This is a genomic window from Ruthenibacterium lactatiformans, assembly GCF_000949455.1.
Lineage (GTDB): Bacteria > Bacillota > Clostridia > Oscillospirales > Ruminococcaceae > Ruthenibacterium > Ruthenibacterium lactatiformans.
The window spans coordinates 1-16731 of record NZ_JXXK01000002.1; the positions used below are offsets into that span (position 1 = coordinate 1).

The 16731-nt window shown below is 58.4% G+C and carries 13 protein-coding genes and 1 pseudogene; 9 read left to right on the forward strand and 5 right to left on the reverse strand.

Translation table 11 applies throughout. The features are described from left to right. Positions 1-177 (reverse strand): annotated as a pseudogene (locus tag TQ39_RS01960) (dihydroxy-acid dehydratase); the annotation flags it as partial. Positions 178-561: 384 nt separating this feature from the next. Between TQ39_RS01960 and TQ39_RS01965 the strand changes: the two are divergent. Beyond that, positions 562-1242, forward strand: a complete 681-nt coding sequence (locus tag TQ39_RS01965) for a CatB-related O-acetyltransferase (protein WP_050004378.1) — start codon at positions 562-564, stop codon at positions 1240-1242. Positions 1243-1322: 80 nt separating this feature from the next. Here the strand turns inward: TQ39_RS01965 and TQ39_RS01970 are convergent, their stop codons facing one another. Beyond that, positions 1323-1700, reverse strand: coding sequence for a RidA family protein (locus tag TQ39_RS01970; protein ID WP_009325917.1), 378 nt, complete (start codon positions 1698-1700; stop codon positions 1323-1325). Between the two features lie 288 nt (positions 1701-1988). On the opposite strand from TQ39_RS01970, the gene TQ39_RS01975 reads away from it, so the two are divergent. Continuing rightward, on the forward strand, positions 1989-2825 hold the full coding sequence (locus TQ39_RS01975) for a polysaccharide deacetylase family protein (RefSeq protein WP_050004379.1): 837 nt from the start codon (positions 1989-1991) through the stop codon (positions 2823-2825). Beyond that, positions 2822-3733, forward strand: a complete 912-nt coding sequence (locus TQ39_RS01980; protein WP_050004380.1) for an N-acetylmuramoyl-L-alanine amidase family protein — start codon at positions 2822-2824, stop codon at positions 3731-3733. The genes TQ39_RS01975 and TQ39_RS01980 overlap by 4 nt, the downstream gene beginning before the upstream one ends. A gap of 113 nt (positions 3734-3846) precedes the next feature. Here the strand turns inward: TQ39_RS01980 and TQ39_RS01985 are convergent, their stop codons facing one another. The 3 genes from TQ39_RS01985 to pfkB form a co-directional block, all read right to left on the reverse strand. Next, entirely contained in the window at positions 3847-4986 is a 1140-nt protein-coding gene (locus TQ39_RS01985; protein WP_050004381.1) for an MFS transporter, read from the reverse strand. A gap of 209 nt (positions 4987-5195) precedes the next feature. Beyond that, on the reverse strand, positions 5196-6905 hold the full coding sequence (ptsP, locus tag TQ39_RS01995; RefSeq protein WP_050004383.1) for a phosphoenolpyruvate--protein phosphotransferase: 1710 nt from the start codon (positions 6903-6905) through the stop codon (positions 5196-5198). A 28-nt stretch (positions 6906-6933) separates the two neighbouring features. Next, complete coding sequence (pfkB, locus tag TQ39_RS02000; RefSeq protein ID WP_009325922.1) at positions 6934-7836, reverse strand: 1-phosphofructokinase; 903 nt, start codon at positions 7834-7836, stop codon at positions 6934-6936. A gap of 532 nt (positions 7837-8368) precedes the next feature. On the opposite strand from pfkB, the gene TQ39_RS02005 reads away from it, so the two are divergent. The 6 genes from TQ39_RS02005 to TQ39_RS02030 all read left to right on the forward strand — a co-directional run bounded on the left by TQ39_RS02005 (position 8369) and on the right by TQ39_RS02030 (position 16642). Further along, positions 8369-11020 carry a cation-translocating P-type ATPase gene (locus TQ39_RS02005; RefSeq protein WP_420865171.1) on the forward strand — a complete coding sequence of 884 codons (2652 nt, stop codon included), beginning with the start codon at positions 8369-8371 and terminating at the stop codon, positions 11018-11020. 186 nt (positions 11021-11206) lie between these two features. Then, entirely contained in the window at positions 11207-12523 is a 1317-nt protein-coding gene (locus TQ39_RS02010) for a sodium-dependent transporter (protein WP_050004385.1), read from the forward strand. A gap of 123 nt (positions 12524-12646) precedes the next feature. Then, positions 12647-13270 (forward strand): TetR/AcrR family transcriptional regulator, encoded by a 624-nt coding sequence (locus tag TQ39_RS02015; RefSeq protein ID WP_050004386.1) that lies wholly within the window; start codon positions 12647-12649, stop codon positions 13268-13270. 344 nt (positions 13271-13614) lie between these two features. Next, positions 13615-14100, forward strand: a complete 486-nt coding sequence (locus TQ39_RS02020) for a hypothetical protein (RefSeq protein ID WP_050004387.1) — start codon at positions 13615-13617, stop codon at positions 14098-14100. 412 nt (positions 14101-14512) lie between these two features. Next, entirely contained in the window at positions 14513-15211 is a 699-nt protein-coding gene (locus TQ39_RS02025) for an ATP-binding protein (RefSeq protein WP_050004551.1), read from the forward strand. 222 nt (positions 15212-15433) lie between these two features. Continuing rightward, positions 15434-16642, forward strand: a complete 1209-nt coding sequence (locus TQ39_RS02030; RefSeq protein ID WP_050004388.1) for an FprA family A-type flavoprotein — start codon at positions 15434-15436, stop codon at positions 16640-16642. The last annotated feature ends 89 nt before the right edge of the window (positions 16643-16731 follow it).

A 16731-nucleotide genomic window follows, 5' to 3' on the forward strand; every position in this document is an offset into this window, starting at 1 on the left:
TACTCCCGCAGCGGCGGCTTCCACCAAACACAGCAGGTGCGCGCTGCCGGGATGGCTGTCGCCAAACGTGCTCTCCACCATTACCTGCGGTTTTTCCAGGTCGGCCTCCGTCTGCCCCATACCCATGCGCAGCGGGTCGATCTCCGGCGAAAGCGTCCGCACCTTCTGGCTGATCATTTCCTGCATTCTCTACACTCCTTTTGATGATTGCGGCGGCTCACCGTTTTTTCCTGTACAGCGTTAAATAGATATCCATACCACAAGCAAATTCCTTTGGGGAATAATATCTTTTATGTCTAAAATATTGTAGCATATAGGCGCTGTCACAGCAAAAGCTTTTTTGCTGTACCAAATATTTTTCCCGAATACAAAAGGCGGGACGTCTACGCTTGCCTTCAACCTCTGTCGCAGTTATAATAAATGTTGTTCGCGGCTGCAAGGCAAGCAGCTTTCACCTGATATCAGTGGTGCATTATGAAAGAGATACGAAAAAAGAGGGCGGTTTCTGCCGCATTAAAAAATACGTCCGGAGGTGATATTGAATAGACAGGAGAATGATATATGAATCGCATCCCCAACCCTGACACAGTCTTTCCCAACGAATACGGCACTTCATGCTTTTTAAAAAACGTGATCACCGCCCCCAACATCTTTGTCGGCGATTATACTTATTACGACGACCCCGCTGCACCTGCGGATTTTGAAAAGAACAACGTGCTGTTCAACTGGCCCGAATTCGGCGACAGACTCATCATCGGGAAGTTCTGCTGCATTGCGAGCGGCGCGCGCTTCATTATGGGCAGCGCGAACCACCGGATGTGCAGCGTCACCACTTACCCATTCAATGTATTCGGCGGCGCATGGGCTGAAAGTACGCCGCCGCACCTGTCCCAGCTCCCATTCAAGGGCGATACCGTTGTGGGCAGCGATGTATGGCTGGGGCGGGAATGCACCGTCATGCCGGGCGTAAAAATCGGTGACGGCGCCATTGTTGCGGCTTATTCCGTTGTGACGCGGAACGTAGACCCTTACACCGTCGTGGGCGGCAATCCCGCAAGGCTGCTCAAGCACCGCTTTGACGCAGAGCTGACCGGGCTTTTGCTGCAGTTTCGCTGGTGGGACCTTCCGGCGCAGCAGGTGACGGAGCTTCTGCCGCTGCTGTGCGACCCCGACCTGGAGCATGTGCGCAAAACACTGCGCGCCCTGCTCCAGACGGAAACGGAGCGGCCGCATATATTATAAAATGCAGAACACCCGGCAGCCGAAACGGTCTGCCGGGTGTTTCCCTTATTTTGCCCCTATTGACATAAAGCTTATATGCTTTACAGTGCCGCGATCGCTTCGATCTCGCACAGGACATTCTTAGGCAGTGTCTTCACCGCCACACAGGACCGTGCGGGACGTGACACGAACGCCTCAGCATACACAGCGTTGAAAGCCGCAAAGTCGCTCATGTCCGCCAGGAAACAGGTCGTTTTCACCACTTTGTCAAACGAAGTGCCGTTGGCTTCCAGAATCGCCCCGACATTGGCGACGCTCTGGCGCGCCTGTTCCTCGATGGTCGCACCCGCGATCTCGCCCGTGGCCGGATCAATGGGGATCTGGCCGGAAGTGAACAGCAGATTCCCGACAGACACCGCCTGCGAGTACGGGCCGATGGCCGCGGGTGCTTTTTCTGTCTGCGTGTATTTGATTTCCATGTTTCTTTCCTTTCTGTGGAACAAAAGCGCCATGTGCCGTACCGAATGCCGCACCTCTTCCACCTCGCATAATAGATATGGATTTATCGTAGCACCGGCGTTTTCACTTGTCAACCGAAGCGCTGTATTTTCTCGTGTATGCCTCTCCACGGGGCGCAGCGCTCTGCAAAATATTCGGCGGCTCATTCTTTTCCGTCACAGGGTGTGCACGGCGAACAAAATCTGTCCGCCGTTACATTTTTCTTTTTGCGCCCGCATATGATTGCACCACAAGGCAGGTGAACAAAGATGTATCTATGCATCCCGAAAAAAGCGGCCCACCGCGTACTGGCTGCCGTGCTGTGCGCTGCGGCGGCGGGCGGCGTTCTGCTGGGGCTCGGCTGGCCGCGGGCGGAGGCAGAACCCGCGGCTGTGGCTGCTGCTTCTTATGAATGGGGCCTTTCGTTTCAGACGGAAAACGAACCGCCCGTTCCCAACCTCTCAGCCGAAAAGCTGCGCCCCTTCGATGCTTTTTACTGCGGAGACGCGGAGCAGAAGCGGCTGTATCTGACGTTCGATGCAGGGTATGAGAACGGCAATACCGCACCCATTCTTGACGCGCTGAAAAAGCACAACGCCCCCGGCACCTTCTTTGTAGTAGGCAGCTATATCAAGGAAAACCCGGACCTGATCAAGCGGATGGTCGCCGAAGGCCATACGGTAGGCAACCACACCTATCACCACCCGAACATGTCCCAAAAAGATGAAGCCTCTTTCAAAAAAGAGCTGAATGATCTTGCCGCGCTGTTCCAGGAAACGACAGGAACGCCCCTGCCGCTTTTCTATCGACCGCCCGAAGGCAAATTCAGCGATGAAAACCTTACCTGGGCGCAGGAACTGGGCTACAAAACCATTTTCTGGAGCCTCGCCTATGTGGACTGGAAACAGGATGCACAGCCTTCGCGGGAGGCCGCTTTTGACAAACTGATGCCCCGTACCCACGACGGCGCGATCGTGCTCCTGCATTCCACCAGCGCCACCAATGCGGCAATTCTGGATGAATTGCTGACACGGTGGGAAGAGATGGGGTATACCTTCGGCACACTTTCAGAACTTGGCGCGCCGCCTGCCGCGCCTGCCGCATGAGCGGGCCCGCACGCGCTTCCGGAGGCCGCGGCCCGCGCTCTGCGAGGCAGGGCGGCGTATACAGCCTGCACACCCGCGGCAGGCGCGCGCTTTGCCTTGGAGCGGTATGCCTTGCCGGCCTGCTGATGGCCGCATGCATGCACACGGTGCTCAGCGAGCCTGCCGGTTTTTCGGGCACGCCCCGCAGCCCGGCGCCTGCATCGCCTTCACCGCCCCAACTCACGGGCGACCCGGACCGGCCGTATCTGCTGCAGACCCAGCCGCCCTACACCGTGGCGCTGGATGCCGGACACGGCGGCTTCGACACCGGTGCGGAGGCGATCATCAAAGAACTGGAAGTATGCGAACAGACGGTAAACGCCCTCTATACGCTTCTGGAGCAGGACTCCAACTATGCGCCTGTGCGCACGCGCCCCAACGGCGAGGACCGCTCCATCAAGGAGCGTGCACAGGCCGCGACCGACGCCGGCGCTTCCCTGCTTCTGAGCGTTCATGCCAACAGCGACGAAAGCACGGGACAGTCCCACGGCTTTGAATGCTTCCCCACGCCGCCCGGGCGCACCTACTCGGAAGAATCCATGCGCTTTGCCCAATGCATCGCGCAGAAAATGGGCGGCGCCGGGCACCGCCTGCGCGGAGAAAACGGCATTCGTTTCGCCTATTACAACGGAAAGAGCAAACGCATCGTGGACAGCACCGACACCAAGATACGCGAGCAAAAGAGCTTCGGCATCGTGGAAAGGCCCTACTGCCCCGCCGTGCTGGTGGAGCAGTGTTTTCTGACCAATTACAGCGATGTGGAAAACTGGACGGGAGAGGCCGGATGCGCCCGCGCCGCACGTATCTATTACGAGGCGATCTGCGCCTATTTCGGCACCGAGCCTCTGCCGCAGGGCGGCAGCGTGTGAACGCCGCACCGCTCTTTCCACGAATACAGCAGCGCGCCCCCGGCCCTTGCGGCGGGGGCGCGCGTTTTGCATCCGGCGGCAACCGCCGTTTTTCAAGCGCCGGTGCGGCACGTTTATTTCATATCGTTTCTGCGGTGCAGCGCAACGGCGCATGCCGTCATGCCCATCAGCGCAAACACCGTGCACAGCATGCCTGCCCAGATGCCGAACCGCTGCGCCACCGCGCCTGTGATATACGGCATTAAAACCGCGCCCACGCCCGCTGCGGGAAGCATCACGCCGAGGCCCGCGCCGGAGAGCGCATTCCCCGCCGCGACAGCCGTCGGGTTCACGCCTGCAATGGCCAGGCCGAACAGGAACAGGCAGATCAGCGCAGATGCGGGCGTTTTTGCCACGAGAAGCAGGATATAGGTGCCTACGCAGCATGCGGACATCAGAGAAAGGGTGCGGAAGCTGTTTTTTACCGGGAAAACAAATGCGATGCACAGACGCCCGGCCAGCATTGCGCCCCAGATGACCGTAACGGTCATCTGGCCCGCCGGGCCCGAGAGGATGCCCACATCCTTGAAATATGTCACCATCCAGCCCGTGACGCTGATCTCCGTGCAGTTTTGAAAAAAGACAAGCCCGGTCAGCACCCAAAAACGGGGCGAACGCAGAAAAGACCAGTCGTTTTTGACACGCGCGCCGTCTCCTGTGCGGCCCGGCAGACCCGCCAACGCGAACACGCCCCACAGCGCCGCGCCGCACAGTGCAAGGCCTGCCATGGGCGCCCACCAGGGCAGCCCGCCCATACCCAGCGCCGCAATAAACAGCGGGCACAGCAGCGACCCCGTGGCAAAGCATGCATGGATGAGATTCATGCATTTCGTGCGCTCCCGTGCATGCGCCGCGATAAGCGCGCTGCTGGTGTTCAGCGTTGTGCCCTTGGCCACGCCCACCAATGTGAAAGCGGCCAGCAGCGCCCACGGGCTTCCCGTGAGGATCATTGCGCCGTAACCCAGCGCCGCACCGCCCGCCAGCATAAGAACGGTGCGCCGCTGGCCCCAGTGCGCGGGCAGCATGCCCGCGGCAAAGCCCGCCGCAAGGTTGCCCACGCTCAGCATGGCCAGCAGCAGGCCGCTCCACTGGTAGCTCAGGCCGTACCGTTCCTGCAAAAGCGCCATCACCACTCCGCCGCTGCTGGCGCACACACCATTGAGCAGCATGGCCGGATATGCGCAGGCCGCCTTGTTTTGCCGCAAAGCATTCATAAAACATCCTCCAGGCAAAGTAATGCCGCAGGCCTTTCCCGACCCGCAGCTATGGGTGCGGCGCTTTTGGCGCGGCGCCCGTCTTTTTGTATTCCAGTGTAGAAAAAAACGCCCGCCCCGTCAAGCGGGCAGGCGCAAAACCGCAAGAATGGCATGTGGGAACGGGATTTCCGCAATTTGTGCAAATCCTGCTCCCCGCCGCTTTGCTGCTATCTGCGGCGCGCGGCCAGCAGCGCCCGCACAGCATCCGCATCCGGACAGGCCAGTGCCTCCTTCGCCGTGCAAAGCGCTTCTTCCTCCGTCCAGCGTGAAACAGTCCGGCGCACTTCCGGCAGAGCGGAGGGCCCAGCACTGAAAGAATCCAGGCCAAACGCCATCCACAGAGGAATAAGACACGGGTCTGCTGCAGCTTCGCCGCACATGCACACCGGCACATCTGCCGCACGGCCCGCGGCGATCACATCCCGAATGCTGCGCAGCACCGCCGGATGGCAGGGTGCATATAGCTCCGCAATGTCTGCATTGCCCCGGTCCGCGGCTAAAATGTACTGCACCAGGTCGTTGGTACCAATACTGAAAAAATCCGCCTCCTTCGCCAGCAGATCCGCAATGACGGCGGCGGCCGGCGTTTCGATCATCACGCCCAGAGAAATCGCCCCGTCAAATGCAACGCCCCTCGCGGAAAGCGCCTGCTTTTCCTGCTCCAGCATCGTCCGTGCAGCGCGCAGCTCCTGTACGCCCGTCACCATTGGCAGCATGAGCCTGATGTTCCCACGCTCCGCCCCCGCGCGCAGCAGCGCCCGAAGCTGCGTGCGGAACACCTCAGGCCGGGCAAGGCAGTAGCGGATGCCCCGGCGGCCCAGGTAAGGATTCTCCTCCTTTTCCTGTCCCAGATACGGCAGCGCCTTGTCGCCGCCGATATCCAACGTACGGACAACCGCGGGCCTGTCCCCCATAGCGCGGGACACCGATGCATAAGCTTCGTACTGCTCCTCCTCCGTGGGCAAGGATGTACGTCCCATAAACAGAAATTCCGTCCGCAGCAGCCCGACTCCTTCCGCCCCGGCTTCATCCGCCGCAGCGGTCTGCCACACGCCGCCGATATTGGCGTACAGCGCGTACCTTTGGCCGCGGGCGCTCACCGCCGGGCCCGCGCGGTACGCCTGCAGCGCCTCCGCCTGTCTTTTCTCCTCCTCCTGTTTTTTCCGGTACCGCGCCAGCTCCGCCCCGCTTGGAGATACGATCACCGCGCCCTGCCCGCCGTCCACGACGACATCCTCCCCGCTCCGCAGCACAGACGCGGCCCCCGCGGCTCCCAGTACGGCGGGAAGGCCCAACGCACGCGCCAGAATGGCGGCATGGCTCGTCATGCCGCCGCATTCCGCCACAAAAGCGGCAACATTTTCCCGGTTCACGCTCACGGTCATGGAAGGCGTGAGATCCCATGCGACCAGCACGGTGCCCGGAGGCACGTCCGGGATGGACGCTTCACTGCGCCCCAGCAAAATCGCCAGCAGGCGGGCGCGGATATCCTCTATGTCCGCGGCACGCTGCGCCAGCAATTCGTCGCCTGCCGCGGCAAACAGCTGGATGTATGACGCACACACTGCGTCCAAAGCGGCCTCCGCGCATTCGCCCGCTTCAATGCGGCTGTCTGTCTGCGCAAGCAGAGCCGGATCGTTTGCCATCAGAATCTGACTGGCGAGGATGTCCGCCTCTTGTCCGTCCAGGCGCGCGCGCAGCGCGTCCGCCATAGCCTGCGTCCGCTGTGCAAATGCCTGCACGGCCGTGCGCAGGCGTGCTTTTTCCTGCTGCACGCCCGCGAAATGGACCTGTGTGTAATCAAGGCTCCCCTCCGCAATAACCACGGCCCGGCCGATGCCGACACCAGGGGAGACGCCTACGCCTTGCAGCAACATGTTCCTCTTCCCTTTCCCGGTATTCCGCTTAAAAGGTATTCAGCAGCTTCAATATTTCTTCCTTTGTGGCCAGCTCATCGGAAAACGCCGTCGCGCTGCCCGCGGCCGCGCCCATGCGCAGAGCGTAGGAATAGGTGCCCAGCTTGAGGTAACCGGCCAAAAAGCCCGCCACCATGGAATCGCCCGCACCCACTGCATTGCGCACCGTGCCCCGCGGAACGCCGATCTCCTGGAACTGACCCGTTTCGTCCAGCAGGATCGCACCGTCGCCCGCCAGAGAAACGAGCACGTTGCGCGCGCCCTTGTCCTGCAGCTTTGCGGCGCATGCACGGATATCATCCCCGGTTTTCAGTGTGCGGCCGAACAGCTCGCCCAACTCGTGCTGGTTTGGCTTGATAAGGAACGGGCGGTACTTCAGAACATTCAGCAGAAGATCCCCCGTGGCATCCACTGTGACGCGCACCTTCTTTTCCTGCAGCGCGGCCATGATCTTCTCATAGATATCGCCCGGCATACCCGCGGGAATACTGCCCGCCAGAACAAGGTCATCGCCGTCCGTGACGGCGTCCAGCTTTTTGTACAGCAGCGCCAGCGCCGCCGGGCCTATGTCCGGCCCTTTGCCGTTGATCTCCGTCTCGCAGGCGCCGCGAATTTTCACATTGATGCGGGTCATCCCGTTTTGCAGACGGATAAAATCCGTGCGCAGCCCTTTTCTTTGCAGCGCGTTTTCAACGGCATCGCCTGTGAAGCCCGCCAAAAAGCCCAGCGCCACATTTTCTATGCCCAGGTTCGTCAGCACCGTGGAGACGTTGATCCCCTTGCCGCCGCAATAGACCGCCTCATCGCCGGTCCGGTTCACAGTTCCTTGCGTCAGGTGCTCCAGCTGCACCACATAGTCGATGGCCGGATTGAATGTAACTGTATAGATCATATGTTTGCCTCCTTGATCGTTGATGCTATCATAACACTGCATGCGTTCAATTTCAAATATTTCCCACCGCGCACGAAGCCTGAGTTTTCCGGCGGAAAACGTGCGGAAAATGTCTTTTGTTAACGTTTCCTTTACAAACAGGGACTTGCAAGCGGCGAAAGCTGGTGTATAATATTGAACAAAGGAAACTTTTTCTTTTCTCCATGAGGGAGTAGTTCACGCCCCCGCCGGGGCGGTTTTAAGTCAACAGCATGGCCCGCACACGGACCTGGCTTAAAAGTAAGAGCGAGACTCATGTGTGGCGCCAAGCCGCACGTGGGTCTTTTTTCTTATCCAGGCCTCTTGACGGACAGGGATATGCCCCACAGGCCGCCCCTGCATTTTGCCGGGGTCTGGTATTGTGCGTGGCTTTTTTGCGTTGTTCCCCCATGCCGGGCGCTCGGCGCATGTTCCGCGGATGAAAAACAGCTTGCTGTTTTTTCATAGAAACACCAAATTGGGAAACCCTTGAAACGAGAAAGGATGTTGTGTGTTGAAGTTTTATTGTGACGAGGCCGGCCGGGCGCTTGCCGAACTGAAGAGCACCCCGGACGGCCTTACCGACGCGGAAGCCGCCAGGCGGCTGGCCGAAAAAGGCCCCAACAAGCTGGCCGAAGGAAAAAAGGTCACAACGCTGCAGCGCTTTCTGCAGCAGCTGAGCGACCCTATGATCATTATCCTGCTTGTTGCGGCGGCAGTGTCCGGTGTAACGGCGGCTTATTCGGGCGAAAGCTTTGCGGATGTGTTCATCATCCTTATCGTCGTGCTCATCAACGCCGTGCTCGGCGTGTATCAGGAGAGCAAGGCGGAAAAAGCCATTGAGGCGCTGCAGGAAATGACGGCCGCCACCAGTAAGGTGATCCGCGGCGGCAAACAGGTCTCGCTGAAAAGCGAGGAGCTGGTGCCGGGCGACGTTGTCGTTCTGGAAGCCGGCGACGCCGTGCCCGCAGACGGCCGCATTCTGGAGAGCGCCAGCCTGAAGATCGAGGAAGCCGCGCTCACGGGCGAAAGCGTACCCGTGAACAAAGTCGTTTCCGCACTGGGCCTCGACGACGGCAAGGACGTCCCCCTGGGCGACCGCAAAAACATGGCCTATATGGGCAGCACCGTAGTATACGGCCGCGGACGTGTCCTCATCACGGGCACCGGTATGGACACCGAGATGGGCAAGATTGCAGGCGCGCTGGCGCAGGCCGAAGAGGGACAGACTCCGCTGCAGAAAAAGCTGGCGCAGCTCAGTAAGATCCTGAGCTGGCTGGTGCTCGGCATCTGCGTATTCATCTTCGCCTTCAGCCTTATCAAGGCGGGCGATTTCCACCTCGACGTCATCATCAGTACGTTCATGGTAGCGGTCAGTCTTGCCGTCGCGGCCATCCCCGAGGGCCTTGCCACCGTCGTTACCATCGTACTCTCCATCGGCGTAACGAACATGTCCAAGCGCAATGCCGTCATCCGCCGCCTTACGGCTGTGGAGACGCTGGGCTGCGCACAGGTCATCTGCTCGGACAAAACCGGTACGCTGACGCAGAACAAGATGACGGTTGTGGAGCACGTGGGTGAAGAAGATCCCCTGGCCCGCGCGATGTCTTTGTGCAGCGACGCCAAGCCCGGCGAAAACGGCGACGCTGAGGGCGAGCCCACCGAATGCGCGCTGGTAAATTACGCCACCGGCGTCGGCCTGCCCAAGGGCACGCTGGAGGCGGCCCAGCCCCGTGTGGGCGAGGCTCCTTTTGACAGCGGCCGCAAAATGATGAGCACCGTGCACGAAAACAACGGCGCATATATCCAATACACAAAGGGCGCGCCCGACGTGGTGCTCAGCCGCTGTACCTCTTACGCCAAGGATGGTAAGATACTGCCCATGACGGAGGAAGCCCGCGCCGAGATCCTGCGCCAGAACAAGCAGATGGCCGACAAAGCGCTGCGCGTGCTGTGCGCGGCCAGCCGCGAATGGCCCCAGCTTCCGCTGGATTTCGAGCCGGACACGCTGGAGCATGACCTGACCTTCCTGGGCCTGACGGGCATGATCGACCCGATCCGCCCCGAGGTAAAGGACGCCATTACAGAGTGCCGCCAAGCCGGCATCCGTCCCATCATGATCACAGGCGACCACAAGGATACCGCCATCGCCATCGCCAAGCAGCTCGGCATCATCGAAACAGCGGATGAAGCCATCACAGGCGCGGAGCTGAACGACATCTCCGACGACCGGTTTGCGGAAGTGATCGGCCGTTACAGCGTGTATGCCCGCGTGCAGCCCGAGCACAAGGTGCGCATCGTCAACGCATGGCGCAAAAACGGCTTTGTTACAGCCATGACGGGCGACGGCGTCAACGACGCGCCCAGCATCAAGAGCGCGGATATCGGCATCGGCATGGGCATCACCGGCACGGATGTTACAAAGAACGTGGCCGATATGGTGCTGGCCGACGACAACTTCGCCACAATCGTCAACGCCGTGGAGGAAGGGCGCCGCATTTACGACAACATCCGCAAGGCCATCCAGTTCCTGCTGGGCTCCAATATGAGCGAGGTGCTGAGCGTGTTCTTTGCCACGCTCATGGGCTTTGTTATCCTGGAGCCCGTGCACCTGCTGTGGATCAACCTCATCACCGACTGCTTCCCCGCTCTGGCCCTGGGCCTTGAAAAGGGCGAGCCGGATTTGATGCACCGCAAGCCGCGCCCGTCCACAGACGGTATCTTCTCCGGCGGGCTGGGCGTAGACGTGGCGTATCAGGGCTTTATGGTCACCTGCGTAACGCTGGCCGCCTACTTTATCGGCCACTGGATGGAATCCGGCGTATGGGAGATCGCCGCCAGCCCCGACGGTGTGACGATGGCCTTTCTCACCATGAGCATGGCCGAGATCTTCCACAGCTTCAACATGCGCAGCCAGCGCGGCAGCGTGTTCACGCTCGGCTCTCACAACAAGGTGCTGTGGGGCGCCATGCTGCTCAGCCTTGTGCTGACGACCGGCGTCATCTACCTGCCCGGCATTTCGGGCGCGTTCGGCTTTACGCACATCAGCGCGCCGGAATATGCTGTTGCCATGGCTCTGGCCGTGTGTGTGATCCCCATTGTGGAATGCGTCAAGTTCTTCCAGCGTAAGGCTGCACGCCGCCGCGCGGAAAAACAGCCTGCGTAACCACGCGCTTTGAAGATTTCCCATTTGGTTTTTACGGGCCGCTGCAAATGCAGCGGCCTTTTTTACACCGCTCATGCCGGTAAAAACACAAAAAAGGCTTGGGAAGCATCCTGTTTTATGATATACTGAATGACATCACACTGCCGCAGGGCGCAGCTCCGCAGCGGCTGAAAGGAACGCTTTCTCATGCAGCAGAACCAACCTGCCAATTTCAAAAACCGCATCGGCTTCGTCCTTGCCTCTGTCGGCTCCGCCGTGGGCATGGGCAACATCTGGATGTTCCCTTACCGCGTGGGCCAGTACGGCGGCGCGGCGTTCCTGCTGATTTATTTCGGCTTTGTTGCCCTTTTCGGATGGGTGGGCCTTTCCGGCGAATTCGCCTTCGGCCGTCTGACGGGCACGGGGCCCATCGGCTCCTACGCTTACGCGCTGCGCAGCCGCGGCAAAAAAGGCGGCGGCGTGCTGGGCGCCATCCCTTTGCTGGGTTCGCTGGGCATCGCCATCGGATACGCCGTCATTGTGGGATGGGTGGTGCGTTACTGCTGGGGAGCCGTCTCCGGTTCACTGTTTGCCGTGGGATCCGAGGAATATTTCGGGCAGATCACCGGGCCGTTCGGCAGCCTGCTGTGGCACGGCGTGGTGGTGCTCGTCACGGTGCTGGTCCTGGCGCGCGGCGTGCTGCAGGGAATTGAAAAGGTGAACCGCATCATCATGCCCGCTTTCTTCGTGCTGTTTCTCGTTGTGGCTGTTTATGTGGGTTTTTTGCCCGGCGCTGCCGAGGGCTACCGCTATCTGCTGATTCCCCAGTGGGAAAAGCTGCTGGACCCGATGACATGGGTCATGGCCATGGGACAGGCGTTTTTCTCTCTGTCCATCACCGGCTCGGGCATGATCATCTACGGCAGCTACCTCTCCAAGAAAGAGGACATCCCCCGCGCCGCCATGCAGACGGCGCTGCTGGACACCTGCGCGGCTCTGCTGGCCGGCTTTGCCATCCTTCCCGCGGTGTTCGCTTTCGGCATGGACCCTGCGTCAGGCCCTCCGCTTATTTTCATCACGCTGCCCAAGGTATTCGCACAGATGCCGGGCGGGCGCTTCATTGCCGTGCTGTTCTTCCTCTCTGTTATTTTTGCCGGTATCACCAGCCTCATCAACATGTTTGAGGTGTGCGCCGAGGCAGTGACGACACATCTAAAGCTGCCGCGCAAAGCCGCCGTTGTACTGGTGGGCGCGTTGGCCTTTGCGGCGGGCGCGTTTATTGAATTTGAGCCGTACCTGGGCAAATGGATGGACGCCATCACCATTTATGTCGTGCCCTTCGGAGCGCTGCTGTGCGCGTTCATCATCTACTGGGTGCTGGGCGGCAAACGCATCGGAGAAGAGCTTGTGCTGGGCCGCAAAAAAGCGCTGTGCCGGGCGTTCCTGCCCACGGCGCGGTACCTTTACGTAGGGCTGGCCGTGTTGGTATTCATTTTAAGCATCATTTGCGGCGGCATCGGCTGAGCCTCTTCTACTTTTAGCTCCGGCTTCTTCTTTGTTTCAAAAAACTCTGAATTGTTTTTTTCGATTGCATATGGTAAAATAAAAACAAGTTTATGCATTTGTTTTTATTTTTAGGAGGATAAAATGCCAAAGGTCGCTTATTCTGAAGCGGAAAAGGCGCAAGTGCGAGAGGCGCTGCTCACCAAAGGCCTTGAGCTCCTGGCGAAACAGGGAATACAGCATACGACTGTGGAACAAATCTACAAGGCGGTAGGAATCTCTCGCACATTCTTCTATTCTTTTTTTCCCACAAAAGAGTCCCTCATCATAGAGGCACTTTACCTCCAGCAGCCAAGGGTTCTTGTATACGCACAGAAATTGATGGATGCTCCCTCTTTGAGTTGGCGAGAGGCTGTCACACAATTTCTTTGCGCCTGCTGCTACGGTGAAAAAAATGGGATCCTGATTTTGACCATTGAAGAGCAGCAAATGCTCTTTCGCCGTTTGTCGCACGAAGCCTATCGGACCTTTCGGGAAAAGCAGATCCGTTTGTTCGGCAATATTTTAGAGTGTTTTGGGATCGGGGCAGATTGTGCGAGAGTTGGTTTGTTTACAAATATAAGCCTGATGGCCATGATTGTCCGCAGAGCGATCCCGGAAACAATGCCGCTGTTTGTTCCCGAAGCGGCTGATGAAACAGTCGCATTTCAAATCAAGGCCATCGTGGACTTCCTGGAGCCTTTAAAGAAAGAAAACTTCTGCCGATGATGGTATGCATCGCATAGATTTATCCGGATTGTATGCTTTAATGCCGCACATCCGGATAGTTTTTTGAGCAAAATAAATACAAATTATAGAATTTGTATTTATTTCAGTTTTGGCTGCTGTAGTTTTATATATCTCTGAGACTGAAAATTCGCACATGGAAGTATCGCACTTTCCAGAACCTCTGGCCTGTGCGGCTGGCGATTGGAACAGCCATGCAAGGATTCCAGCGGCAAGAGCTTATGGAGGGCTTGGCCAGTCCACCAAGCGTATGTCCCCCTTTATTCATGACAGCAGAAACGCTGTGGTGATAAAACAAAATTGTTTTACAAGCAAGGAGAATGGTTATGGGTTTTTTCAGCAAATTATTTAAGGGGCCTGAAATCGACATGGAAAAGAGCAATGCAAACGCCGAAAAAATGCGTCTGCTGTTCAACCAAGCGGTAGAAAACGGAGCCGACTATCAACTGATTTTCGCCTACACAGAGGATGTGTCGCGGTTCAATTACGGGTTTGTCCACGGCAGTAAAACAAAAGTAGGGAATTTGATCGTCGGTTGGAATGAGGCAGAGCAGACGATCGTGGCGCTTCCCACCGTACCGGCTCTCTCTGGGTGCGGTGCACCTACCTATTACCGCCGTTCTGAAATTCTGAAAGCCTATCGGAACAAGTACCCCACCGATGCCTTTATTATCTACCCTGACAGAAAAAGCTACATCGGTATCAATGCCTGCGACTGGTTGGAAGACGAGAGTCTCTATGTATATGTGTCACAGACCGAAGCGCTCGCCGCTTTCACAGATTTTTTTATGAACCGTTTTGCCAAAAAGTGATACAGGCCACTCCTCTTAAAAAACGGAGAACCGATCGGGAGCACGGTTATGCCGATATTGGCAGGGTCCGAAGCCTATTTGCAGCAGAGCTGCAAAAACGGAGAAGAATATTTTTCCCAAAGCAAACGGTCACAGGCGCGCTCCCCTATCCCCTTGGCGCACCGTAGAGCCAGCAAGAGCGACGCAATGAGAACCGCGCCGCTCTTGTTTTTTCACCACAAGCGCGGAATAGCATCGGCCTTTTTTGTTGCGCACGGTGCACGGAGCGCTTTTTATTTGTATCTGCAAAAATATGGATTTCGTTGTAAAAACAACATACTGTTTCTTGTGGACGCGGTATGCTTACAGCAGCAAAGGCCGTGCGTGTGCAGCCACGCGCCCCGGCCGGCAAATGAACCGGGAGGAAAATGACATGAAAAGACGGATCATCCACATTGACGAAGAAAAATGCAACGGCTGCGGCCTGTGTGCCGCCGCCTGCCATGAGGGTGCCATCGGCATGATAGATGGCAAGGCGCGGCTGCTGCGCGAGGATTACTGCGACGGCCTGGGCGACTGCCTGCCCGCCTGCCCCACAGGCGCGATCCGCTTTGAAGAACGCGAAGCTCCCGCCTATGACCATGCGGCCGTCATGGCCGCCAAAGCGCAGAACGCCGCCCCGCAGCCCTGCGGATGCCCCGGCAGCGGTGCCCGCAGCATCCGGCGTGAAGCCGCCCCGGCGGACAGCGCCGTCCCCCGTACCGCCAGCGCGCTGTCCCAGTGGCCGGTCCAAATCAAGCTTGCTCCGGTGAACGCGCCTTATTTTCAAGGCGCACGACTGCTCATCGCGGCGGACTGCACCGCGTACGCCTACGGTGCGTTTCACGAGGATTTCATCCGCGGCCGCGTAACGCTCATCGGATGCCCCAAGCTGGATGAGGGCGACTACGCGGAAAAGCTCACCGCCATCCTGCGTGAAAACGATATCCAGAGCGTGACCGTGGCGCGCATGGAGGTTCCCTGCTGCGGCGGCATTGAAAACGCCGTCAAGCGCGCATTGCAGCAGAGCGGCAAATTCATTCCCTGGCGTGTAGCAGTTATCTCCACAGACGGGCGCACTCTGTCGGACTGACCGGTATGCCGCGGCAGCACGGTTCGCTTTTTCATGCATGTGCAGAGGCATTTTCTTGTAATTCGGGGCAAAATATGCTATGATTCTATTAGCTTTTGCTAACCTCTGCCGCCCGGATCGAACCTGCATGCAGAGCACTCCGCATACAGGTCCTCCTCCCTCCGCGGGGCGGCCTGCCGCTGTGCGGAGGGCCTGTTTTTATCAAGAAAGGAGCTGTCTCTCATGTACTGCACACGCGCTGTCAGCGACGCCGTTACCTGGGTCGGCGGCAATGACCGCCGCCTTTCCCTTTTTGAAAATCTGTTCCCCATCCCACGCGGGGTCACGTACAATTCCTATCTGATCCTGGATGAAAAAACCGCGCTTATCGACACGGTGGATGCCTCCATCTCGCGCCAGTTTCTGGAAAACATCATGCATACGCTCGCCGGACGGCATCTGGACTATCTTGTCGTCAACCATATGGAGCCGGACCATTGCGCCAACATTGAGGAACTGCTGCTGCGCTTTCCCGAGCTGAAAGTCGTGGGAAACGCCAAAACCTTTACTCTGATGCGCCAGTTCTATGACTTCGACCTGGAGGGCCGCATCATCACTGTGGTGGAAAACGATACGCTCAGCCTTGGTGCGCATACGCTGCGCTTTGTGTTTACACCGATGGTCCACTGGCCCGAAGTGATGATGACTTATGAAGAGCACGAGCATATCCTTTTTTCCGCCGACGCCTTCGGCAGCTTCGGCGCACTGAACGGCCACCTGTTCGACGACGAGATCGACTTTGAGTGCGGCTGGATGGCGGATACGCGGCGCTACTACGGCAATATCGTGGGCAAATACGGCCCGCAGGTCCAGGCCGCACTGAACAAGCTTTCGGGCGTGGAGATCCGCATGGTGTGCCCGCTGCACGGGCCCGTTTGGCGCTCCGGGTTGGACAGGCTGCTGGACAAATACCGGCATTGGAGCACCTATACACCGGAGGAACGCTCCGTGGCCGTATTCTACGGTTCCATGTACGGCGATACGGAAAATGCCGTAAATATCCTTACCTCCCGCTTGGCGGAGGCCGGTGTAAAAAACATCGCCGTCTATGATGTTTCCAGCACACATGTCTCCACGATGATCGCCGAGGTGTTCCGCTGCAGCCACCTGGTCCTTGCCGCGCCCACCTATAACAATGGGGTCTACCCCGCCATGCTGAATCTGCTGCACGACATGAAGGCGCTCAACCTGCAAAACCGCACCGTTGCCCTGATGGAAAACGGCTCCTGGGCACCGTCCTGCGCCCGGCAGATGCGCGCCCTTCTGGAAGAAATGAAGAGCATGGAGATCTTGGAGCCTGTGGTCACGCTGAAGTCCGCGCTGAAGGACGATTCTCTGGCCCAACTGGACGCGCTGCGTGATGCATTGATCGCTTCCCTTATGGCAGAGTGAACTGCTTTTCCCGGTTGCATTTTTTTCGCCCACTCTGTATACTGTTATTGTTATAAGCATACGCCCCGCTTTCCCCATTCGGACGGCGG